The 23,160-nt window shown below is 60.4% G+C and carries 20 protein-coding genes and 1 pseudogene; 8 read left to right on the top strand and 13 right to left on the bottom strand.

Features of this window, described 5'->3' with window-relative positions; genetic code table 11:
• Positions 1–110 precede the first annotated feature (110 nt).
• Both msrA and GEV38_RS01985 read left to right on the top strand, forming a co-directional pair.
• Positions 111–779, top strand: a complete 669-nt coding sequence (gene msrA, locus GEV38_RS01990; RefSeq protein WP_003257532.1) for a peptide-methionine (S)-S-oxide reductase MsrA — start codon at positions 111–113, stop codon at positions 777–779.
• A gap of 3 nt (positions 780–782) precedes the next feature.
• Positions 783–1,406 carry a glutathione S-transferase gene (locus tag GEV38_RS01985; RefSeq protein ID WP_015268674.1) on the top strand — a complete coding sequence of 208 codons (624 nt, stop codon included), beginning with the start codon at positions 783–785 and terminating at the stop codon, positions 1,404–1,406.
• Positions 1,407–1,555: 149 nt separating this feature from the next.
• On the opposite strand, the gene creD is transcribed toward GEV38_RS01985, so the two are convergent.
• The 4 genes from creD to GEV38_RS01965 form a co-directional block, all read right to left on the bottom strand.
• Positions 1,556–2,884: a cell envelope integrity protein CreD gene (creD, locus tag GEV38_RS01980; protein WP_015268673.1), complete on the bottom strand. Its 1,329-nt coding sequence runs from the start codon at positions 2,882–2,884 to the stop codon at positions 1,556–1,558.
• Between the two features lie 190 nt (positions 2,885–3,074).
• Positions 3,075–4,511 (bottom strand): two-component system sensor histidine kinase CreC, encoded by a 1,437-nt coding sequence (creC, locus tag GEV38_RS01975; protein WP_015268672.1) that lies wholly within the window; start codon positions 4,509–4,511, stop codon positions 3,075–3,077.
• Positions 4,511–5,191, bottom strand: a complete 681-nt coding sequence (creB, locus tag GEV38_RS01970; protein WP_015268671.1) for a two-component system response regulator CreB — start codon at positions 5,189–5,191, stop codon at positions 4,511–4,513. Before creB ends, creC begins: the two co-directional genes overlap by 1 nt.
• Before the next feature lie 240 nt (positions 5,192–5,431).
• Positions 5,432–5,932 (bottom strand): ATP-dependent zinc protease, encoded by a 501-nt coding sequence (locus GEV38_RS01965; protein ID WP_015268670.1) that lies wholly within the window; start codon positions 5,930–5,932, stop codon positions 5,432–5,434.
• A gap of 182 nt (positions 5,933–6,114) precedes the next feature.
• On the opposite strand from GEV38_RS01965, the gene GEV38_RS01960 reads away from it, so the two are divergent.
• Together GEV38_RS01960 and GEV38_RS01955 are read left to right on the top strand one after the other, a co-directional pair.
• A complete protein-coding gene (locus tag GEV38_RS01960; RefSeq protein ID WP_025337401.1) occupies positions 6,115–7,002 on the top strand; it encodes an acyltransferase in 888 nt (295 codons plus the stop codon).
• A 246-nt stretch (positions 7,003–7,248) separates the two neighbouring features.
• A complete protein-coding gene (locus GEV38_RS01955; protein WP_003257525.1) occupies positions 7,249–8,598 on the top strand; it encodes an APC family permease in 1,350 nt (449 codons plus the stop codon).
• 214 nt (positions 8,599–8,812) lie between these two features.
• Here the strand turns inward: GEV38_RS01955 and GEV38_RS01950 are convergent, their stop codons facing one another.
• Positions 8,813–9,394: a DUF2780 domain-containing protein gene (locus GEV38_RS01950; protein WP_054573678.1), complete on the bottom strand. Its 582-nt coding sequence runs from the start codon at positions 9,392–9,394 to the stop codon at positions 8,813–8,815.
• 411 nt (positions 9,395–9,805) lie between these two features.
• Here GEV38_RS01950 and GEV38_RS27525 point away from each other — a divergent pair, with 411 nt between their 5' ends.
• Positions 9,806–10,000: an RHS repeat-associated core domain-containing protein gene (locus GEV38_RS27525; protein ID WP_306130903.1), complete on the top strand. Its 195-nt coding sequence runs from the start codon at positions 9,806–9,808 to the stop codon at positions 9,998–10,000.
• Between the two features lie 977 nt (positions 10,001–10,977).
• On the opposite strand, the gene GEV38_RS01940 is transcribed toward GEV38_RS27525, so the two are convergent.
• The gene (locus GEV38_RS01940) at positions 10,978–11,958 is read right to left on the bottom strand and encodes an RHS repeat-associated core domain-containing protein (RefSeq protein ID WP_081014019.1); all 981 of its coding nucleotides are present in this window, start codon (positions 11,956–11,958) and stop codon (positions 10,978–10,980) included.
• Between the two features lie 262 nt (positions 11,959–12,220).
• On the opposite strand from GEV38_RS01940, the gene GEV38_RS01935 reads away from it, so the two are divergent.
• Positions 12,221–13,204: an RHS repeat-associated core domain-containing protein gene (locus GEV38_RS01935; RefSeq protein ID WP_081014018.1), complete on the top strand. Its 984-nt coding sequence runs from the start codon at positions 12,221–12,223 to the stop codon at positions 13,202–13,204.
• 176 nt (positions 13,205–13,380) lie between these two features.
• Positions 13,381–13,506: pseudogene (locus GEV38_RS01930) on the top strand (DUF3077 domain-containing protein); the annotation flags it as partial.
• A 230-nt stretch (positions 13,507–13,736) separates the two neighbouring features.
• Here GEV38_RS01930 and fdhA read toward each other — a convergent pair.
• Positions 13,737–14,936, bottom strand: coding sequence for a formaldehyde dehydrogenase, glutathione-independent (fdhA, locus tag GEV38_RS01925; RefSeq protein WP_015268662.1), 1,200 nt, complete (start codon positions 14,934–14,936; stop codon positions 13,737–13,739).
• Between the two features lie 271 nt (positions 14,937–15,207).
• Here fdhA and GEV38_RS01920 point away from each other — a divergent pair, with 271 nt between their 5' ends.
• Positions 15,208–15,540 carry a hypothetical protein gene (locus GEV38_RS01920; RefSeq protein WP_054573677.1) on the top strand — a complete coding sequence of 111 codons (333 nt, stop codon included), beginning with the start codon at positions 15,208–15,210 and terminating at the stop codon, positions 15,538–15,540.
• 6 nt (positions 15,541–15,546) lie between these two features.
• Here the strand turns inward: GEV38_RS01920 and purU are convergent, their stop codons facing one another.
• The 6 genes from purU to GEV38_RS01890 all read right to left on the bottom strand — a co-directional run bounded on the left by purU (position 15,547) and on the right by GEV38_RS01890 (position 23,112).
• A complete protein-coding gene (gene purU / locus GEV38_RS01915; RefSeq protein ID WP_013970522.1) occupies positions 15,547–16,404 on the bottom strand; it encodes a formyltetrahydrofolate deformylase in 858 nt (285 codons plus the stop codon).
• A 12-nt stretch (positions 16,405–16,416) separates the two neighbouring features.
• Complete coding sequence (locus GEV38_RS01910; protein WP_015268660.1) at positions 16,417–17,049, bottom strand: sarcosine oxidase subunit gamma; 633 nt, start codon at positions 17,047–17,049, stop codon at positions 16,417–16,419.
• 179 nt (positions 17,050–17,228) lie between these two features.
• A complete protein-coding gene (locus GEV38_RS01905; RefSeq protein ID WP_054573676.1) occupies positions 17,229–20,246 on the bottom strand; it encodes a sarcosine oxidase subunit alpha in 3,018 nt (1,005 codons plus the stop codon).
• Positions 20,243–20,578 (bottom strand): sarcosine oxidase subunit delta, encoded by a 336-nt coding sequence (locus GEV38_RS01900; RefSeq protein ID WP_013970519.1) that lies wholly within the window; start codon positions 20,576–20,578, stop codon positions 20,243–20,245. Before GEV38_RS01900 ends, GEV38_RS01905 begins: the two co-directional genes overlap by 4 nt.
• Before the next feature lie 14 nt (positions 20,579–20,592).
• Complete coding sequence (locus tag GEV38_RS01895; RefSeq protein ID WP_003255680.1) at positions 20,593–21,843, bottom strand: sarcosine oxidase subunit beta family protein; 1,251 nt, start codon at positions 21,841–21,843, stop codon at positions 20,593–20,595.
• A gap of 15 nt (positions 21,844–21,858) precedes the next feature.
• On the bottom strand, positions 21,859–23,112 hold the full coding sequence (locus GEV38_RS01890; RefSeq protein ID WP_013970518.1) for a serine hydroxymethyltransferase: 1,254 nt from the start codon (positions 23,110–23,112) through the stop codon (positions 21,859–21,861).
• Positions 23,113–23,160: the final 48 nt, after the last annotated feature.

Raw genomic sequence — 23,160 nt, 5'->3', positions numbered from 1 at the left:
GCTCCCACAGGGACCGCTCATATCTCAAAATCTGTGATATCCCTGTGGGAGCTGGCTTGCCGGCGATGGCCCCACCACCTATCCAACTGAATAAACACAGAGGAACGGCCATGGTCCTGCGTTCGGAAATCCTGGTGAACAAAAACGTCATGCCAACCGCGGAACAGGCCCTGCCTGGCCGCGAAACGCCAATGAGCCTGCCCGAGTTCCACTACGTGTTCAAAGACACGCCGCTGCTCGGCCCTTTCTTCGAAGGCGCCATCGACTTCGCCATCTTCGGCCTCGGTTGCTTCTGGGGCGCCGAGCGTCGCTTCTGGCAACGTGAAGGCGTAGTAAGCACCGTGGTCGGCTACGCAGGCGGCTTCACCCCCCACCCCACTTACGAAGAAGTCTGCTCGGGCCTGACCGGCCACACCGAAGTGGTGCTGGTGGTGTTCGACAAGGACAGAGTCAGCTACCGCGAGCTGCTGGCGATGTTCTGGGAGCTGCACAACCCGACCCAGGGCATGCGCCAGGGCAACGACATCGGCACCCAGTACCGCTCGGCCATCTACTGCACCAGCCCTGAACAGCTGGAACAGGCCAAGGCCAGCCGCGACGCCTTCCAGGCCGAACTGAGCAAGGCCGGCTTCGGTGAGATCACCACCGAAATCGACCAGGCACCGACCGTGTACTTCGCCGAGGCCTACCACCAGCAGTACCTGGCCAAGAACCCGGACGGCTACTGCGGTATCGGCGGTACCGGCGTGTGCCTGCCACCGAGCCTGCAGGGTAACTGAAGCATGAGCACGATGACTCTGTTCCACTCGCCGTTGTCGCCTTTCGTGCGCAAGGTCATGGTGGTGTTGCACGAGACCGGCCAACTTGAGCGCGTGCAGCTGCAGCCGGTGAACATCAGCCCGGTCAGCGGCGACCCACAGCTCAACCAGGACAACCCGATCGGCAAGATCCCGGCCCTGCGCCTGGAAGACGGCACCGTTCTGCATGACAGCCGGGTGATCTGCGAGTACCTCGACCTGCAGCACGTCGGCCTGCCGCTGCTGCCGCGCGAAGGCTCGGCACGCTGGCGGCGCATGACGCTGGTGTCGCAGGCCGATGCCATCATGGATGCGGCGGTATCGAGCCGCTACGAGAGTTTCCTGCGCCCTGAAGACAAGCGCTGGGATGGTTGGCTGCAGGCACAGGGCGACAAGATCCGCCGTAGCCTGGCCAATCTGGAGCAGGAGCATTTGCCCGAGTTGATGTCCGGGTTCGACCTGGCAGCGATTGGCGTGGCCTGTGCGCTGGGGTATCTGGATTTGCGCCAGCCCGAGTTTGGCTGGCGTGAACACCAGCCTGGATTGGCGGCGTGGTATGCCGAGGTGGCCAAGCGGCCGTCGATGGTGGCAACAGCACCGGCAGCCTGACAGGCCCATTCGCAGCACAAGGCTGCTCCTACAGGCACTCGTGCTCCCCTGTAGGAGCAGCCTTGTGCTGCGAATGCCTCACCTCGGTATCACAGGAAACAACTGCCCGATCCTGAGGGCCAACCACCGCCCGATCTCTCTGTCCTCCCTCATGCCACCCTCCCCACCCGGGCCCAATCCAGCCGCCGGGTCAGCACCATGAATACCCCCAGCAGGCCAAAGCACAGCAACGAGCCCATCAACAGCGCATAGTCCTCGGCACTCAGCAGCCCGTACAGCAGCGCATACAACGCCGCCAACCCCACCGCAAAGCCCACCCCACGCCCCAGGCTGCGCAGCACATGGCTCAGGTAGAAGCCGATCAGCAGCACACACGCCGAAGCTGACAACCCATACGCCAAACCAAAGCCGATGTGCTCGGACAACGACAGCAACAGCAGGTAGAAGAAAGCCAGCGCCACCCCCACCAGGATGTACTGCACCGGGTGTACGCTGAGGTTCTTAAGCACTTCGAACAGGAAGAAGCCGGCGAAGGTCAGGGCGATGAACAGCAAGGCGTACTTGATCGCCCGCTCGCTCTTCAGGTACTGGTCCACCGGGTCGACGAAGCTGACACCGAAGCTGCGCTCGCTGAAGTCCGCACACTGCCCGGCGGTAGCGCACTGGCGCAGGGCGTCTTCGAGGTTGGTGGCAAAGAACGAGGTCTGCCAGTGGGCACTGAAGCCTTGGGCGTCGATATCGCGGCGACTGGGCAGGTAGTTGCCGACGAAGCTCGGGTGCGGCCAGTTGGCACGCAGGTCCACGGCACTGGTGCGGCCCACCGGCACTACGTGCAGCTGGCCGGTGCCTTGCAGTGCGAGATCGAAACCATAGCTGAATTCACGCGCCTGCAAGCCGTCCAGCCCCGGCAGGCTGGCGTGCACGCCGCCGCGCATCCAGTCGAGCCGGGTACCGGCTTCGAACGGTACTTTCTGCTCGCCGATGCTCAGCTCAAGGCCGTTCTCGATGCCGCGGATATCGCTGATGCCCACCACCAGGAACGGCTTGTCGAAGCGGTAGTCGTCGAAGTCCTTGTCGATGCCCCAGCGTTCCGGGAGCTTGAAGCGGCCACTGATACGGCCCTTGGCGTGGAACAGCCGGGCCTGGTAGATGCCACGGGCGCGCAGTTCGGTGTCCACGCCCAGGTCGGCGTCGAAGGTTTCCGGCAGGAAGTACAGGTGACCGGCAATGGTGCTGGTTTCTTGCGTGCGCTCGCCGTCCTTTTCGATCCAGCGGCGCTGGTACTTGCGGTAGGGCACCACCAGCAGCGGGCCGCTGAGTTGCTGGTCGAAGCTAGCGCTCTGGGCGATATCGCGCAGCACAGTGTCGCGCAGGGCCTGGCGTTCACCGATCAGGCCGCTGATCAGCAGTAGCGGGACGAGCAGCAGCAAGATCAATACGGCGATCATGCCGAGTTTGAAACCGAGGGTCTTGTTCATGGGGCCTCCTGTGGCAGTGGGCGCAGTGTCTGCGCCTTGCGTGGAGGCCTCGGGGAGATGGTGTGGAGATTGTGTGTTTTTGGGGCCGCTTTGCGGCCCATCGCGACACAAGGCCGCTCCTACAGGAGGACGCGCGCTCTTGTAGGAGCGGCCTTGTGTCGCGATGGGCTGCGCAGCAGCCCCGGCAATGTCAGCTGATACGCCGCACCGGCAGCCACAACCTCACCCGCACCCCACCATCGACGTTATCCACCGCCAACGCCCCGCCATGCAGCTGCATCACCTCGGCCACGAAATTCAGCCCCAGCCCGGTACTCTTGCGCCCACTCCCCGGCCGCGGCAGCGAGTAGAACCGCTCGCTCACCCGCCCAATGGCATAGGCAGGTATCGCCTGCCCCTGGTTGAACACACTCAGCGCCACCCGCTCGCCATCGCGCTCCAGGTCGAACAGCAGCGCGCCGCCCTCCGGGGTGAAGTCCAACGCGTTGTCGAGCAGGTTGGCCAGCGCCTGGCGCATCAGAAACGGGTCACACAACAGGCGCAAACCAGCCGGCACCCGCTGACGCACCTGCAAATCGGCACCTTCGATACGCGCCGCATGGGCCAACAGCAACTCGTCCACCAATGCCGCCAGCGCCACCTGCTGCTCATCCTCCAGCGCCTGCATCTGCTCGACCCGGGCCAGGTTGAGCAGGCGTTCGATCATCTGCTGCAAACGCTCGCTCTCGCGCTCGATGTTGCCGGCAAAGCGCGCCCGCTGGTCAGCCGGCATGTCATCGCCCTGCAACAGCTCGGAAGCGCCACGAATGGCCGCCAGCGGGCTTTTCAGCTCGTGTGTCAGGGTATGCACATACCGCTCGACATAAGCCTTGCCTTCCAGTTGGGTGCGCATGTGCTCGACCGCCTGGGCCAGGTGAGCCAGTTCACCACCCTTGTAATGCGGCAGGGCGGCGCGCTCGCCCTCGCTGACCGCCTGAGCGTAGCGGGCCAGCCGGCGCAGCGAGCGCGCCAGCCACCACGACAACGCGGCACCGATCAGCAGGCCCAGGCCGATCAGCCCCAGCCCCAAGGTGAGCAAGCGCCGTTCTGAGCGGTCGATGTACGGTTGCAGCGAGCTGTTGGGCTTGGCCACGGTGACCACGCCGATGATCTTGCCATCGTCGATGATCGGCGCGCCTACATGCATCACCGAGGTGCTTTCATCTTCGGGGTCGCTGCGGGTGGAACGGGCGCCATACTGGCCACGTAGGGTCAGGTACACGTCATTCCACTTCGAGTAGTCCTTGCCCAGGTCCTCGCCGCTGGAGTCCAGCAGTACGGTGCCCTTGGCATCGGTGACGTAGATGCGGTGGCTGACCTGGTTCTTGGCCAGCCCCCAGATCTGCGCACCCGGGCTGCGCGAGCCGTAGGCCTTGAGCACTTCGGGCAAGCGGCTCTGGTTCAGGGTGCCGGCCTTGACGTCATCGTGCAGGATCTCGGCCAGCAGGTTGGCGGTGTCCACCAGCGTTTCTTCCGAGGACTGTCGCACTACCGGACGGATCTGTTCACGCACCGTGTTGAGCAGAAAGTAGCCCGCCAGCCCGACGAACAGGAAGTACACCAGGAAGATCCGGATGCCCAGGCGCATCAAGCATGGTCCGGGCTGTAGCTGTAGCCGAGGCCACGGTGGGTCTGGATCGGTTCGGCGTCGCTGGCCACCTGGCGCAGCTTGGCGCGCAGGCTCTTGATATGGCTGTCGATGGTGCGCTCGTAGCCAACGTCAGAGGCCACGCCCACGGCGTCCAGCAGCTGTTCGCGGCTGAATACCCGGTGCGGTTGCTCGAGCAGGCATTGCAGCAGGCGGAATTCGTGGCGGGTAAGGGGGAGTGGCTGGCCGCGGTAGGTGATCTGCATGCGCAAGGTGTCGAGCTGGAACAGCGCGGTCTCGACAGCTGGCTCGACCCTGGGGCCCATGCGCTTGAGGATCGCCCGTACTCGCGCCGCCACTTCACGCGGGCTGAAGGGTTTGACCACATAATCGTCTGCGCCGATTTCCAGTCCCACCACCCGGTCGATTTCGCCGTCGCGGGCGCTGAGGAACATTACCGGTACTTCGCTGAAGCGGCGCAGCTGACGGCAGGTTTCGAAGCCACTGATATCGGGCAGGCCGATATCGAGGATGACCAGGTCGGCCGGGCGCTGGCGCTGCTGGTCGAGGGCGGCGCTGCCCAGGGTTACCCATTCGGTGCTATGGCCGTCGGCCTGCAGGGCATAGACCAAGGTGTCGGCGATGGCGGCTTCGTCTTCGACGATGAGGATGTGGGGCATGGCGTCCGGGCCTGTGCAGATATCTATGGCGACGCACTATTGTGTAGGAGCGGCCTTGTGTCGCGAAAGGGCCGCAGAGCGGCCCCGGCGATTTCTGCATCAGCGCTGAGATCGTGGGGCCGCTATGCGCCCCATCGCAGGCAAGCCAGCTCCCACAGGTACCGCGCAGCCCACAAGGACACGCGCCATCCCTGTGGGAGCGGGCGTGCCCGCGAAGAGGCCGGTACAGGTGGCTTGCGATCAGCAGCCTGGCTTGCCAGCGGTGAACTTCTTGGCCGGATTGACCGCCGCCTTGAACTCGCGCAAAGCCTTGGAACCCACCAGCAGCGGGTAGTTGAAGCTGCTGCGGTCCACCAGGTTGACCTCGACGGTGCGCTTCACGTCCCCCAGGCACAGCTCCAGGTCGACCACCGGGCGCTTGGAGATTTCCGGCGCATCGCCTTCCTCCTCTTCATCGGCACGGCCCTTGATCTTGCTGATGCGCGAGACCTTGTGCTCGTACACCTTGCCGTCCGAGTCCTTGGTGGCCAGGCGGAAGCGCACCCACTCGTCGCCATCACGGGTGAACAGCTCGATATCCTTGGCCGACAGCGACGCGGTGAAGGCACCGGTATCCATCTTGGCTTTCAGGGTTTCGCCCAGTTCGGGCAGGGCTATGTTCTCGTAACGGCCATAGATTGTGGGCTCGGCGGCCATGACCGGCAGCGCCAACAACGACAACAGGGCAAGCAGAGGTTTCACAGGCAAGCTTCCTTGAGGAGGGTCAGTGCTTAGACTGCACTGGCAGGATAGGTTCGCTGTCACAAGCCTATCCAACATAATGTGAAACATTTGTCCTCGCCGCAGGGCACTGGAAATTTGGCGTAGGGCACGGCCCTGCTTATCATTGCCAACCGTTTATCTCCTACAACAAGAGTCTCTTTATGCGTCGCCTGCTGACCGGCATCCTCACTACCACCCTGCTGCTGCTCAACACCCTGGTGTTGATCTGCCCGCTGCTGGTCTTCGCCCTGCTCAAACTGGTGCTTCCGGGGCGTGGGCGTGACTATGCTTCCTGGGCGGTGATGTGGGTGGCCGAGACCTGGTCGGAGATCGACAAGGCCATCTTTGCCCTGTGCATTCCTACCCAGTGGGATATCCGCGGCGTCGAGAACCTGCGCAAGGACACTTCGTACCTGGCCGTCAGCAACCACCAGACCTGGGTCGATATCCCGGCGCTGATCGAGAGCCTCAACCGCCGTACACCGTTCTTCAAGTTCTTCCTGAAGAAGGAGCTGATCTGGGTACCACTGCTGGGCCTGGCCTGGTGGGGGCTGGATTACCCGTTCATGAAGCGCTACAGCAAGGCCTTCCTGGAGAAGCACCCCGAGCTGAAAGGCAAGGACCTGGAAATCACCAAGGCTGCCTGTGAACTGTTCAAGCGCCAGCCGGTGACCGTGGTGAACTACCTGGAAGGCACCCGCTTCACCGAAGCCAAGCGTCAGCAGCAGCAATCGCCGTATCGCTACCTGCTCAAGCCCAAGGCTGGTGGTGTGGCGTTCGTGCTGGCGGCATTGGGCGAGCAACTGGATGCCTTGCTGGATGTGACCATCGTCTACCCCGGCAACAAGGCGCCTGGTTTCTGGGATTTGCTCAATGGCAGCATCAGCCGGGTGATTATCGACATTCGTGTGCGTGAACTGGACCCGATGCTGTGGGCGGGGGATTACGAGAATGATGCTGAGTTCAGGCAGACCGTGCAGGCCTGGGTGAACCAGTTGTGGGTGGAGAAGGACTTGCGGATCGAGCAGCTGCGGGTGGAGATGGGCTGAGATCTTTACTGCCTGATCCGGCCTCTTCGCGGGCATGCCCGCTCCCACAGGATCTCCACAGTTTTTGAATTCTGTGCAGGTCCTGTGGGAGCGGGCGAGCCCGCGAAGAGGCAGGTACAGGCATTACAAGAATCCGATTAAAAACCTGGCTAATAATCAGCATTAGGATTACTTCTTTGTCACACCCCACCTAAGTGGATAAAAATCGACCAAAGCACAACTACAAAAAATGCTCTGGATCGAACGATGGCCAACCCCCCCAGCTCCACCCCCGTCCAGCTCCGCCGTGTCCTCGGCCTGCCCGCCCTGGTGTTCTTCGGCCTGGTGTACATGGTCCCGCTGACCATCTTCACCACTTACGGCATCGTCACCGAACTTACTGGTGGTCGCACGGCCGGCGCCTATATCGTCACCCTGGTGGCCATGCTGTTCACCGCCACCTCCTACAGCTTCATGGTCAAACGCTTCCCGGTCGCGGGCTCGGCGTACTCCTACACCAACATGGCCTTCGGCCCGAACGTTGGCTTCCTGGCCGGCTGGTCGCTGCTGCTCGACTACCTGTTCCTGCCGATGATCAACTACCTGCTGATCGGCTTGTTCCTGAACATCGCCTTTCCGGCCATCCCCGCGTGGTCGATCGCGCTGGCCTCTATCGCCCTGGTCACGGTGCTCAACGTGGTCGGTATTCACTCTGTGGCCAAGACCAGCAACCTGATCGTCGGTGCACAGATCGTCTTCATCGTGGTGTTCGTCGCCCTGTCCTGCCAGTCCCTGGCCGGCCAACCGCTCGACCTGCTTTCACCACTGCTGGGCGACGGTTCGCAGCCGGGCTTCGGCGCGCTGATGGCTGGTGCGGCGGTGCTGTGCCTGTCGTTCCTCGGCTTTGACGCTGTCTCGACCTTGGCCGAAGAATGCCGCGATGCCCGCCGCGATGTGCCACGGGCAATCATCCTCACCACCCTGTTCGCCGGCGTGCTGTTCACCGTGCTGGCCTATGTCAGCCAACTGGTACTACCCGGCACCACCTTTGCCAATGCCGATGCGGCGGCCAACGAGGTGATGTTCAAGGCGGGCGGGCAGTTCCTGGCCAACTTCTTCACTGCGGCCTATGTGGCTGGCAGCTTGGGCTCGGCGCTGGCCTCGCAGGCGGCTGTGTCGCGCATTCTATTCACCATGGGTCGTGACAAGGTGCTGCCGCAGCGAACGTTCGGCTACCTGTCACCGCGCTTTGGCACGCCGGTGTTCGCCATTCTGCTGGTTTCGGCGTTCTCGTTGCTGGCGTTGGTGATCGACCTGGCGACCCTTGCCTCGCTGATCAGCTTTGGTGCGCTGGTGGCGTTTTCGGCGGTGAACCTGGCGGTGGTGAAGACCCACCTGGTGGACGATGCCTCGCAGCGCAGCCTCAAAGGGCTGCTGAGCTATGGCCTGGTGCCGCTGGTGGGGTTGGGGTTGACACTGTGGCTGTGGACCAGCCTGTCGGCGCTTACCTTGGTGATTGGCCTGTGCTGGTTTGCGCTGGGTCTTGCGTACCTGGCAGTACTGACCGCCGGCTTCCGCCGCCCGGTACGCCTGGTAGACTTTACGGAAGCGACCTGACAGGACGCGATTCCGTGTTTGCGGGATACACCATTCTCATGGCCTGCGCTGGCCTTTGTAGGAGCGGCCTTGTGTCGCGAAGGGCCGCAAAGCGGCCCCAGGATTTCAGCGTCACCACACAGATTGCCGGGGCCGCTTCGCGCCTCTTTCGCGACGCAAGGCCGCTCCTACAGGTACAGCGTAAGCCTTCAAGGCTGTGATGCTGGCAAAACCCTCAGACCGAAGGTCGAGTCAATGGAGCAGGAGTGGTCCACAAACTCCCCAGGTTCTGCAACAACGACCCAGCAATCCCCTGCTGCCCCAGGTACTGCAGCAGCAACGGCGCAAACTGCCCGATCATCCCGGTATCCATCCCCAGCGCCTTGAACGCATTGTCCAGGTCGCTGCGGTTTTCCACATTGTTGCCCAGCGCATTGCTCAAAGCCGACTGGCTCTCGCTGTTCTTGCCCAGCAACTCACCCAGGCCACTCAAGCCACCCAGTGCATTGGCCCCGGCAAGCAGGTCCAGCCCTGGCACGGCCTTGGTCAATTGGCCGTAGTCGTCGCTGCTCAGGTTGTTGCGCGCCAGCCCAAGCATGGCCCCAGCACCACCCACGGCTTGCTCCGGGGTGATATTCAATTGGCTGCCCAAGGTATTGAGCAGGTTTGCCTGCGCCTCGGGTGCCTGCACCTGGCCTTGCTGGCTATGATTCTGGTTCTGCATGGCCGACACGGCGTTGGCGGCGTCGCTGAGGTTGAAGGCAAACACCGGGCTTGCGGCCAGGGTCATCAGGGTTGCCAGGGTGAATGCTTTCATCGGGGGGGGGGGACCTCGTGGGCCGGGATGGCGTGGGAAACGAGGGGTTTGACTCATGGTTTTGGGGTTTGTTCCAGCCGTTCGTTACCTAGCAGAATTGCTAGTTGTCACCACCTAAACATGGCGCGCAATGTAAAGCGCCATCGCAAAATCGCAAGCGCCCAGGAAGAAATTTATGATGGACAACACCGGAAATAGAAGAGAATTGGTTTCAACATCAATCAGCCCGCACTCCCAAAAGGTCTCAGATAGAAGCGCCATGACCTTCTATAAAAATGGCAAACTTACTACCGAGATATCTGCGCAAGGCTATTGTCATGTTTCCGGGGCGCAAGCCACCCATATGGCTCAGTTTGACCAGACTCAGGAGCCTAACTTTTTAGAGTCGATGAAGCCAATACAGTCCTTGGCATGCGGAGTGACACAATGTCGTACTCCCCCTATGGCTATCTAAATATTGAAAAAACGGCAGCACTGCTTGGATTTAATGGGCAGCGGCGAGACCTTTTGACTCAAGGATATCTACTGGGCAATGGGCACCGACTATACATCACATGCCTGATGCGGTTCGGCAGTCCGGACACGTTCAGCCCCTTCGACAGATGAGGTGTGAATGCTTACGCTTACTGCCAGAACGACCCTATCAATAAAGTAGCCCCCTCGGGGAACATTCCCCATTATTTACGTAGCGTTGCCAAGTGGATCGGTAATATTACGGGATTGAGGAAGCCTTCATCCAACCCAGGGGGTACCTTAAGCATCATCAATGAACCAGGTGTACGAGATAAAATATTCAGTCAACTTCCAGCAAAAGACCTGGGGAACCTTGCCTCCACATCAAAGGCATTCCACTTGGAGATTGGGGAATTAACCATAAAAAATGTCAAAAAACTAGATGCAAACATAGTACCTGCGGCAATCCAAGGAAAAGTTGAGGGAATTCTTCCAATTAACACAAAACGTAAGTGCGCCCTTCATAATAGTGTCATACAGAAAATTGAAAATTTACCAGCTATGCCCTGCCTTTCATGGCGACTGTGCGTGGGGCACCTTCGGGTGCGCCGGGCCCCTCAATTTGACCGGTCTGTCAACCCATTGCACAACTGCCGCCCTTTGTTTGACAGCAAATGGCGGCGGCTTCATCGCAAATTGAGGGTTACACCATGCTGAAAACTGTTTCTGATCCGCCCCATAATCCCCACTCCCTTGAAGGCGGCATCCTCCAGACCATGGAGTACGCCTAGTGATGATCGCCGACGGGCATATTCAAACCTTCAGCAGACACCGACGTTACGTCGCGACGGGCACCGAGATATTTCAGGAATACAGCAATTATTTTGAGCGTATTGGAAGGAGAGCAGAAGAGATCCGCCAACAACTCGGGACTGATCAACTCCGATGGTTTCACTTTTAAAGCAGATATCCAGATACTCAAAGGACTCGGCCCCTAATCACCCGCTACCTGATAAAACTGCCGGCCGCTGGTGATAGGGCCTGCACTACACGTCCAAAAATTTCAGACTGAAGGCTGAACCAAAGGCGCCGGCTTTGCCCACAGTGAAGGAAGAGATGACACCGCACAGTCAGATGTCCCCCATCCTTTGCCGGAGCGCCTTGATATCGCGCGCCATTTGCTCTTCCAAAGTTATAAACCTGCTAAAATCTGTGGGTTCGCCTGGACTTGAAACTCGCTTGAACGTAAGTACGTGGTGCGCCGCCCCAGGAATCCTCAGTTCATTTATACCTTTGCTCCGTACCACTCCCCGTGAGGATTCTTTCTTAACCACTGCAAAATCAACTGTACTTACCGCTAACACAGCACCTTTTTTCTTTAAACCTGCATAGTTGAGCGCATTCTCGTACGTATCGGTCACAAACAATGTGCCAGTTGGGCTTTTAAAACCTTCCTTCAAAATCTTCTTTGCTGCGGCCTTACTTGTACCATGATAACCAATCCGGACGTCTTGGTCTGCCTGCTTTCCGCCAGGGCTTTTAGAGGACCAAAGAAGACTCCTAAAAAAGTTGAAAATCCGCCCATGACCTGTCGGATCGGTAAAGTTTACAGGGTCACCAATGCAGTACACGTACGAATTCGCTCCCCCTCTACCAAATGGGCTCAAGTTATCCGGACTGGTAAATCGCATCAGACTGGGACTATACGCACGATATCCATTACCTAATAAGTAACGAACTGCGACTTCATCAAATCGCTCACCACTGAACCCAAGCAAAGCATCCTTTAAATTTTCTAAGGATGCACAACCATAGGGCGCGTAGGCGACTCCAAATTTCGCTCCATATTTCGGCACACGCGAAACAGATAGTTTTTCATCATGATAAAGCAGTCCTATCTCGTATCGACCGTCATGAATTTCACGCTGGGCAAGCACGCCGTGCTCGAACCTATAAATCGATTGGCATTTATAGCTTTGAATTTTTGCATGTAGATTATCACCTTGATAGAAATACTGAGCGAAGGCCAGTTCCAACTTGGAATCATATTTTTCAGACATTCCTTGTTCAGGTACAGGTTTAATAGGCATAGATATCACCTCCAGCATCATGATCACCTCTATCCATACACTCGCCCAATCAGGTTATGCCGTCTACTAGCAAAAATATCAGTTGATGGCGCTACTCACAGCGCAATCGGACATTTCCTCAGAGAAGGGCCGGAGAGCCATGTCGCTCCAAAAAAGCAACTGTCAAATTTGCCAGTAGCAGAATCGACATAGATGAAGTTAGTCTAATTTATACTTCCGCGACTCCGCCATCGTACCGCCAAGCGCCACGAGGCTAGCTCAATCAATTTGTTGGAGGACTATCATGGCACACCTCTTCTACCAAAGCGGTAATCTCATCACTTTAAAAATAGGCGATCATTACCGTTCGACTTTCCGGTCCACCAAACATATTTTCGCTGAATCCTCTAATGATAGCGCCCGAAAACTTGAACTGTTAGCGACAGATACGAAAAACTCAATAATGTACACCCATGACAGTGCAAAAAAAGAAGAGTATGCATATGCCGCTTTTGGGCATTCTAGAAACCTACCGTCCAAACGGACGTTGCAAGGATTCAATGGCGAATTCATAGATATACTATTAGGAGTCTATCACCTTGGATTGGGGTATAGAGCATACTCCCCGGATCTAATGCGTTTTCAATCACCTGATAGCCTCAGCCCCTTTGGAAAGGGTGGAACGAACTGTTACGCATACTGCGGCGGAGATCCAGTCAACTATACAGACCCGACAGGTCATGTACTCGTACATTTGGAAAATGGCCAGGTCATGAAGGTGAGCAAGAACGCTGCCGTAGCGTTTCATAGATTCAAGCCCTCCACGCTCAAGCGTACCACCTCGCATGCCAGTGCATTGCGTCCAAACGCCCCACGCTACTCTGCCACACCTGAACCCATTAATCACTTTGATAAAATAAGGGAGCCCGATATATTCGAGTCCATTATTAGCAATCTACTCCCCCAAGAGGCAGCCGCACTCTCAAAAACTTCTAGATCCATTAATAGCTATACCACCCCAATCATTCAAAGATACATAAAAGCAATAACCACAAGCGATCAAACAATGAGCGCTGCGAGGGCGGGAACACTCTCCGGCGTACCGGGTAATTTCAGCAGAAGCGCTGTAGCAAGGCTTGACCTATTAGAAGATATAAACAGCATAGAATCTCTTGGTGGTGCAAGAATTTATTTGAGAGAGATCAGATATGGCCGACAGCAAGCTCGTCGAGACGCCCGGAGAGAGCGACCTGGTAGCCTTGAGAACCTCATCTTCGATGCTGATTAAATTATGAGAGCGAACACTTCAAAGCCGCCCTCTACAAGCGGCTTTGAATGTTCAATACATTTCTCATATTTATTGTATTCGTCCGGCCAATAGATCTTCCTGCCGCAACCGCCGAAGGCCATGCTGTCCACCTAATTTAAGTGGACTTCGGTTGCACGGTCAGAAAGCCGTAGCGGTATGTGCGGGATATGACCATTGACGGACTGATGGACAACAAGCCGCAGTTGCTTTGGGCTTCACATTACCTGAGCGCGTTGGCCAAGGCGCTGATGGATGATGCCGAGCTGGGGATGATGCGCTGAGCCTTGTATAGCTTGGCCGGTTAGCGCGGTCAGCTGTAGGAGCGGCCTTGTGTCGCGAAAGGGCTGCGCAGCAGCCCCGGCAATTTGTGCATTTGCGCCAAAACCCTGGGGCTGCTTGGCAGCCCTTTCGCGACACAAGGCCGCTCCTACAGGGCAGTGCAGGCTTGAGATCAGTGCAACAGCCACAAAAAAGCCCCTCGATTCGAGGGGCTCTTGTTAATCGGCGCTGATTACGCCGCCCCCCACATCTTGTGCGGGTCAATAACGAACTTCTTCGGCACACCCGCATCGAACTCGCCATAACCTTCCGGCGCCTGATCCAGGTTGATCACCTGCACACCAACCACTTCAGCGATGTTGATTCGATCCCACATGATCGCCTGCATCAGCTGGCGGTTGTACTTCATGGTCGGGGTCTGGCCGGTGTGGAAGCTGTGCGATTTTGCCCAGCCCAGGCCGAAGCGAATGCTCAGCGCGCCGATCTTGGCGGCAGCATCCACCGCACCCGGGTCTTCGGTCACGTACAGGCCCGGGATACCGATGTTGCCGGCAACGCGGGTAACCTGCATCAGCGAGTTCAGCACGGTAGCTGGCGCTTCATGCTTGGCACCTTCGTGGCCATGGCCGCGGGCCTCGAAGCCAACGGCGTCGATGGCGCAGTCCACTTCAGGCTCGCCGAGGATATCGACGATCTGCTCGTGCAGCGGGGTGTCCTTGGACAGGTCGACCACTTCGAAACCCTGGGACTTGGCGTGAGCCAGGCGGGCTGGGTTGAGGTCGCCAACGATGACGCAAGCAGCGCCCAGCAGACGTGCCGAGGCAGCGGCAGCCAAACCGACCGGGCCGGCACCGGCAACGTAGACGGTGCTGCCTGGGCCAACGCCGGCAGTCACGGCACCGTGGTAACCAGTAGGCAGGATGTCAGACAGGCAGGTCAGGTCACGGATCTTTTCCATGGCCTTGTCGCGCTCGGGCAGTTTCAGCAGGTTGAAGTCGGCGTACGGCACCAGCACGTACTCGGCCTGGCCGCCGGTCCAGTCGCCCATGTCGACGTAACCATAGGCACCGCCAGCGCGGGCAGGGTTGACGGTGAGGCAGACACCGGTGTGCATTTCCTTGCAGGAGCGGCAGCGGCCACAGGCGACGTTGAATGGCACCGAGACCAGGTCGCCAATCTGCATGCGCTCGACGTCACGGCCCTTCTCGACGATCTCGCCGGTGATTTCGTGGCCCAGGACCAGGCCGACCTGGGCAGTGGTGCGACCGCGGACCATGTGCTGGTCGGAGCCGCAGATGTTGGTGGAGACCACCTTCAGGATCACGCCGTGCTCGATCTTCTTGCCGCGTGGGTCCTGCATTTTCGGGTAGTCGATCTTCTGCACCTCGACCTTGCCGGCGCCGAGATATACCACTCCACGATTGCCAGACATGCTCTTACCTCGCTTGATTTATATTTATGCAGCGGTGGTTGAACGCGCCGCCATCCGTGGGCGGCATGTGTTACTGGAATGCAGGGAATTGTGGGCCTGATGGGGACGGATGCGCTGACTGGAAACGACAGGCAAATACCTCTGAACGGCAATCGGCCAGGTGGTGGTCGAGCGCATGCCCGGGGCGATGAATATCTACCGCAATACGTTGGCGACCGAGTGATTCGATAGGGATGCAGTAACCCATCGTCTATCAAACTGGAGAACCACCATGACGGATACTGAACGCCCCGAGGACGCCTTCTGGCCATACTGGGTCGAGGCTGCCAGGCAGCAGGGCTTCGACCCAGACATCGAAGCAGCATTGTTCGGCAAACAGCGGTACTTTCTGGACGCCGACAAGATCTTCTATTACGCGGCTTATGGTCCAGGCTACGACTTCGACGAAGAAGCCGAAGGCATGGATCTTCATGAGTTCAAAGCAGGCTGGGTGGACCGCGACGGCGAACCAATCCCAGGTAACAAACTGGGTGCGGACATGCGCCAGAGGTTCGTTACAGCCATCCGCGAAACCCTGAAAGCCCATGCCCGCGATAAAAGCTAGACGCGGTCAGAGCACCACAGTCCTGTTCGCATTGAGGAACACTCGTCGCTCGATGTGATACCCCACAGCTCGCGCCAGGGTCAGGCACTCGATGTCGCGCCCTTTGGCAATCAGGTCTTCGGGGTAATGACTGTGGTCGACTACCTCCACACCCTGGGCGATGATCGGGCCTTCGTCCAGGTCGTTGTTGATGTAGTGCGCGGTAGCGCCAACCATCTTCACGCCCTTGTTGTACGCCTGGTGATAAGGCTTGGCGCCTTTGAACCCTGGCAGCAACGAGTGGTGAATGTTGATCGCCCAACCATCCAGGCGCCGGCACAGCTCCGGTGACAGCACCTGCATGTAGCGCGCAAGAATCACCAGTTCGGCGCCGGTTTCCTCGATCACCTGAAGTACCTTGCGCTCTTGCCCGGGCTTGTCCTTGGGGTCGAGGGCAAAGTGGTAGTAAGGAATCTTGTGCCAGTGTGCCAGGGGTTCGAGATCAGGGTGGTTGGATACCACCGCGACCACGTCCATGGCCAGCTGACCGATACGCTGGCGATACAGCAGGTCGTTAAGGCAGTGGTCGGCCTTGGACACCATGATCACCACCTTGGGGCGATGGTTAGGTGCGGTCAGCTCGAAGGTCATGCCGAACGCCTCGCTGCGCTCGGCAAGGCCGGCCCGGAAGCCGGCTTCATCGAAATCATCCGGCTGGCGGAACTCCACGCGAATGAAGAAACGCCCCGACAGCCGGTCATCGAAGGAGTGGTGCTCCGTCACGTAGCAGCGCTGCTCGAAGAGGTAACGCGTCACCACGTCGACGGTGCCGAGCATGCTCGGGCAGTCGGCGGTGAGAATCCAGGTATCCGGTGCCCGACTCATGTTCTGTTCTCCTTAAGCCTCGATGCTCAGGCCGTACTCGGCCGAAGCGTCCTGCAGCCACAGCCACCAGTAGTCGGCGAAGCTGCGGCGAATCACCAGCTCCCAGGTATCTTCGGCGGTGCGGCGGATCACCAGTTGCGACTTGGCGAAGACAGTGCCGACTGCCTTGCCCACCGGGAAGTTGTTCGGATGAACATCATAGCTGGTGGACTTCATCAGCACTTCGCGCACGTTCGGGCCGCGCAGTTCCAGCAGGCTCTGCCCGCCGCTGACATTGACCACCTGGATGTGCTGGCCTTCGAGGGCCGCGCGCAGCTTCTGCTCGACGGCAAACTCCTGGCCCCCCGGGACGATCAGCAGCCACTCGTCCGGCCCCATCCATTGCAGCGACATTTCGTTGTTGGCGACCACGGTCAGGGCCACTGGCAGCTCCAGGCCCAGGGCCTTGTGCACGCCGGCGGCAAATTCCGGGTCGTGGCCGTCGCCACGGAGGGTCAGGTGGCCGAGGAACTTGCGTTCACGCAGGGTCACGCCTGCGTTCTTGCGGCCTTTGCCAACCAGGCTGGCCAGGTCGGCGTGGTGCAGTGGCGACTGGGCCTTGGCCTCGGCGCCGGGGTTTTGCTGGAAGACGTTGATAGCGCTCATTTCTTACCTGCCTTGAATTCTTGTTCGTCGATGCGACGCAGCTTGTGTGTTGGGGCTACCGGCCTCATCGCCGGCAAGCCAGCTCCCACAGGGAGCTCGCCAACCTTCAAAGCTGCATCGATCCTGTGGGAGCTGGCTTGCCGGCGATTGGGCCTGGCCTGCCCCCACAGGGCCCGGAGTCAAACGTTCTGCCGCTCACCCTTCGGATCGAAGAACACCGAAGACACGATCTCCGCCTCGATCACGCTGCCATCCGCCTGCGGCGAGTAGACGCGCTCGCCCATGCGCTTAAGGCCGCCTTTGACCACACCCATGGCGAACGAATAGCCCAGGGAGTTGGACGCATAGCTGGAGGTGACGTGGCCAACCATGTCCATCGGGATCGGCTGTTTCGGGTCGAACACCAGCTGGGCGCCTTCCGGCAGCCACTTGGTCGGGTCGACCGGCTTCAGGCCCACCAGCTGCTTGCGGTTTTCGCGCACGCAGTCTTCGCGGTTCATGCCACGCAGGCCGATCCACGAATACGGCTTGTTGCGGCCCACGCACCAGCTCATGTTCAGGTCATCCGGGGTCATCGAGCCGTCAGTGTCCTGGCCAACGATGATGAAGCCCTTCTCGGCACGCAGTACGTGCATGGTCTCGGTGCCGTACGGGGTCAGGTTGTACTTCTTGCCTGCCTCGATGATCTGTTCCAGCACGCCCATGGCGTAGTTGGCCTGTACGTTGACTTCGTACGACAGCTCGCCGGTGAACGAGATACGGAACACCCGGGCCGGTACGCCGCCGACGTTGCCTTCTTTCCAGGTCATGAACGGGAAGGCTTCCTTGTCCATGTCGATGTCGGTCAGCTCGCTGAGCAGCTTGCGGCTGTTCGGGCCGGACAGGGTCATGGTGGCCCAGTGGTCGGTGACCGAGGTGAAGTACACCTTCAGTTCCGGCCATTCGGTCTGGTGGTACAGCTCCATCCACTGCAGCACGCGGGCGGCGCCACCAGTGGTGGTGGTCATGATGAAGTGGTTGTCGCCGACGCAGGCGGTTACGCCGTCGTCGAAGACCATGCCGTCTTCCTTGCACATCAGGCCATAGCGGGCCTTGCCCACGTCGAGCTTGGTCCAGGCGTTGGTGTAGATGCGGTTGAGGAACTCACGCGCGTCCGGGCCCTGGATGTCGATCTTGCCCAGGGTCGAGGCGTCCAGCAGGCCCACGCTGTCGCGCACGGCCTTGCATTCACGGGCCACGGCGGCGTGGATGTCTTCACCGGCTTTCGGGAAGTACCATGGGCGCTTCCACTGGCCGACATCTTCGAACTCGGCGCCGTTCTTCACGTGCCAGGCATGCAGGGCGGTGAAGCGTATGGGCTCGAACAGGTGACCACAGTGACGGCCCGCTACCGCGCCGAAGGTAACCGGCGTGTAGTTGGGACGGAACATGGTGGTGCCCATTTCCGGGATGGTGATGCCGATCGAACGGGCGGCAATGGCCAGGCCGTTGATGTTGCCCAGTTTGCCCTGGTCGGTACCGAAGCCCAGCGCGGTGTAGCGTTTCACGTGCTCGACCGACTCGAAGCCTTCGCGGGTGGCCAGTTCGATGGCGGCTGCGGTGACGTCGTTCTGCTGGTCAACGAACTGCTTGGGTGCACGGGCAGTGCCTTTGTCGTGCGGCACCTGGAACAGCGCCACAGTGGCCTCTTCCTTGCGTGCAACGGTTTTCGGCAGGCTGCCAACGGTGGCCTTGAAGCCCGCTTCGGTGGCTGCGCGAACGCCGCCCTCGAAGCCATCGGCGATCACGTCGCCCAGGGCGTAGACGCCGTTGATGCCACCCACGCATTCGCGTTTCTGCGGAGCATCGCCCGGCACGAAGCCGAGGATGTCTTCACGCCATACCGGGCGACCGCCCAGGTGCGAAGCCAGGTGCACGATCGGGCTGTAACCGCCGGAGGTGGCGATCAGGTCGCACTCGAGGGTTTCGCCAGGGCTGGTGACCTTGTGTGCCTGCACGTCGATGGCGGCCACACGGGCGCCGGTAACATGCTTGCTGCCCTTGGCCTCGATCACGGCGCTGGAGGTGAGGATGCGGATGCCTTTGGCACGCGCTTCTTCGACCAGCGAGCCACGCGGGTTGTGACGGGCGTCGGCGATGGCGACCACTTGCAGGCCGGCGTCGTGCCAGTCCAGCGCGGCGCGGTAGGCGTGGTCGTTGTTGGTCGACAGCACCAGCTTGCGGCCCGGGGCCACGCCGTAACGGCGTACGTAGGTGGAAACGGCACCAGCCAGCATGTTGCCCGGCACGTCGTTGTTGCCGTACACCAGCGGGCGCTCGTGGGCGCCGGCAGCCAGCACTACGCGCTTGGCACGCACGCGGTGCACGCGGTGGCGAACCTGGCCGATCGGGGCGCGGTCGCCGAGGTGGTCGGTGAGGCGCTCGTGGATGGTCAGGAAGTTATGGTCGTGGTAGCCGTTGACCGTGGCACGTGGCAGCAGGGTCACTTCCGGCAGGCTTTCCAGCTCCTTGACCACGGCGTTGACCCAATCGGTAGCAGGCTTGCCGTCGAGGGTTTCGCGGGTGTCGAGCAGGCTGCCGCCGAACTCTTCCTGCTCGTCAGCCAGGATCACGCGGGCACCGCTGCGGGCAGCGGCCAGTGCGGCGGCCAGGCCAGCAGGGCCGGCGCCGACGATCAGCACGTCGCAGTGCTGGTTCATGTAGTCGTAGCTGTCCGGGTCGTTCTGCAGCGGCGCGCGGCCAAGGCCGGCGGCTTTGCGGATGTACTTCTCGTAAGTCATCCAGAACGATTTCGGGTACATGAAGGTTTTGTAGTAGAAGCCCGGCGGCATCATGCTGCCGCCCACCTTGCCCAGGATGCCCATGACGTCGTTGTTGACGTTCGGCCAGCCGTTGGTGCTGGTAGCTACAAGACCTGCGTACAGCGCCTGCTGGGTGGCACGCACGTTGGGGATCTGGGTGGCTTCGCTGGAGCCGATCTGCAGGATGGCGTTCGGCTCTTCGGTACCGGCGGCGATGATGCCGCGTGGGCGCGAATACTTGAAGCTGCGGCCGACGATGTCGACGCCGTTGGCCAGCAATGCGGCAGCCAGGCTGTCACCGGCATAACCCTGGTAGGTCTTGCCGTTGAAAGTGAAGTTCAGGACCTTGCTGCGGTCGATACGGCCGCCGCTGGCGAGGCGATAGGTCTGGCTCATACTTTTTCCCCTTGGCCTTTGACGGTCGACGCGGCGCTGTTCTGCTTGCCGCTGGCGGTCACTTGCGGCTTCTCGCCAATCTTGTAGGTTTCCAGAATTTCGTAGGTCACGGTGTCGCGGGTGACGTTGAAATACTGGCGGCAGCCGGCAACGTGGTCCCACAGTTCGTGGTGAATACCGCGTGGGTTGTCACGGTAGAACATGTAGGTACCCCACTCCTCGTCGGAGCAGGCGTTAGGGTCCAGCGGGCGGGCGATGTGCGCCTGGCCAGAGGCGTGGAACTCTTCTTCGGAGCGCAGCTCGCCGCAGTGGGGACAGAAAATATGCAACATGACGGTGTCTCCGGTTAGTGGGCGACGGCGGCGGCGCCGTGTTCGTCGATCAGTGCGCCGTTGTAGAAACGGTCCATGGAGAACGGCGCGGCCAGTGGGTGCATTTCGCCCTTGGCCAGGCTCGCGGCGAAGACGTTGCCCGAACCCGGGGTCGCCTTGAAGCCGCCAGTACCCCAACCGCAGTTGAAGAACATGTTCTTGACCGGGGTCTTGGTGATGATCGGGCAAGCGTCCGGCGAGGTATCGACGATGCCGCCCCACTGGCGGTTCATGCGCACGCGCGAGAGGTTGGGGAACATCTCGACGATGGCCTGCAGGGTGTGCTCGATCACCGGGTACGAACCGCGCTGGCCATAGCCGACCCAGCCGTCGATACCGGCACCGATCACCAGGTCGCCCTTGTCGGACTGGCTGATGTAGCCGTGCACGGCGTTGGACATGATCACGCTGTCGATGATCGGCTTGATCGGCTCGGATACCAGTGCTTGCAGCGGGTGCGATTCCAGCGGCAGGCGGAAGCCGGCCAGCTTGGCCATGTGCCCGGAGTTACCGGCGGTGACCACGCCGACGCGCTTGGCGCCGATGAAGCCTTTGTTGGTTTCCACACCGATGACCGCGCCGTTTTCCTTGCGGAAGCCGATCACTTCGGTCTGCTGGATCAGGTCCACGCCCAGGGCGTCGGCGGCACGGGCAAAGCCCCAGGCCACGGCGTCGTGACGCGCCACGCCGCCACGGCGCTGCACGGTGGCACCGAGGATCGGGTAGCGGGTGTTCTTCGAGCAGTCCAGGTAAGGGATCTCGGCCGCGACCTGGGCAGTGTTGAGCAGCTCGCCATCCACGCCGTTCAGGCGGTTGGCGCTGACCCGGCGCTCGGAGTCACGCATGTCCTGCAGGGTGTGGCACAGGTTGTACACGCCGCGCTGGGAGAACATCACGTTGTAGTTGAGGTCCTGGGACAGGCCCTCCCACAGCTTCATGGCGTGCTCGTACAGGTGCGCCGACTCGTCCCACAGGTAGTTGGAACGCACGATGGTGGTGTTACGGGCGGTGTTGCCGCCGCCCAGGTAGCCCTTCTCGATCACGGCGACGTTGGTGATGCCGTGCTCCTTGGCCAGGTAGTAGGCCGTGGCCAGGCCATGGCCGCCACCGCCAACGATAACCACGTCGTAGACCTTTTTAGGGGTTGGCGTGCGCCACATGCGCTGCCAGTTCTCGTGGTGGCTGAGGGAGTGCTTGAAAAGGCCGAAGCCCGAGTAACGTTGCATGGTGTGTGACTCCACTCAGCGGTAAACAGGGAAATCTGCGCACAGGGCCGCGACGTTCTTCGCCACATCGGCTTCGACGTCTGCGTCACCGAGGTTGTCGAGGATGTCGCAGATCCAGCCGGCCAGGGCCACGCACTGAGCGACCTTGAAGCCGCGGGTGGTAACGGCCGGGGTACCGATGCGCAGGCCCGAGGTGACGAATGGCGACTGCGGGTCATTCGGCACGGCGTTCTTGTTGACGGTGATGTGCGCGCGGCCCAGGGCGGCGTCGGCATCTTTGCCGGTGAGGCCCTGGCGGATCAGGCTGACCAGGAACAGGTGGTTGTCGGTGCCGCCGGAAACCACGTCGTAGCCGCGGTCGATGAACACCTGGGCCATGGCCTGGGCGTTTTCGATCACTTGTTGCTGGTAGGCCTTGAATTCAGGCTCCAGCGCTTCCTTGAAGCAAACGGCCTTGGCGGCGATCACGTGCATCAGCGGGCCGCCCTGGGCGCCTGGGAACACCGCGGCGTTCAGCTTCTTCTCGATCTCTTCGTTCGACTTGGCAAGGATCAGGCCGCCACGTGGGCCGCGCAGGGTCTTGTGAGTGGTGGTGGTAACCACATCGGCGAACGGGATCGGGTTCGGGTACAGGCCAGCGGCAACCAGGCCGGCTACGTGGGCCATGTCGACGAACAGCAGCGCGCCGACCTTGTCGGCGATGGCGCGGAAGCGTGGGAAATCGAGCGTCTTGGAGTAGGCCGAGAAGCCGGCAACGATCATTTTCGGCTTGTGCTCGACAGCCAGGCGCTCGACTTCGTCGTAGTCGATCAGGCCGGTGTTGGTGTCGATGCCGTATTGCACAGCGTTGTACAGTTTGCCCGAAGACGACACCTTGGCACCGTGGGTCAGGTGGCCGCCGTGGGCCAGGCTCATGCCGAGGATGGTGTCACCAGCCTGCAGCAGGGCCAGGTAGACCGCAGCATTGGCCGAGGAGCCGGAGTGCGGCTGGACGTTGGCGTAGTCGGCACCGAACAGCTGCTTGGCGCGCTCGATGGCCAGGGCCTCTACCTTGTCCACGTGCTCGCAGCCGCCGTAGTAGCGCTTGCCCGGGTAGCCTTCGGCGTACTTGTTGGTCAGGCCGCTGCCTTGGGCCTGCATCACGCGCTTGGAGGTGTAGTTTTCCGAGGCGATCAGCTCGATGTGGTCTTCCTGGCGCTGTTCTTCGGCATTCATCGCCGCCAGCAGTGCATCGTCGTAACCCTGAATCTGGTCTTGCTTGCTGAACATCGTGTATCTCCCGGCAGCGATCGTTTTTTGTCGTGGGGCACTGTGGCC

The organism is Pseudomonas sp. 13159349, from assembly GCF_013305685.1.
GTDB classification, from domain to species: domain Bacteria; phylum Pseudomonadota; class Gammaproteobacteria; order Pseudomonadales; family Pseudomonadaceae; genus Aquipseudomonas; species Aquipseudomonas asiatica.
The sequence above is the reverse complement of the archived record's forward strand: the minus strand, read 5'-3'. Positions and strand labels throughout refer to the sequence as shown.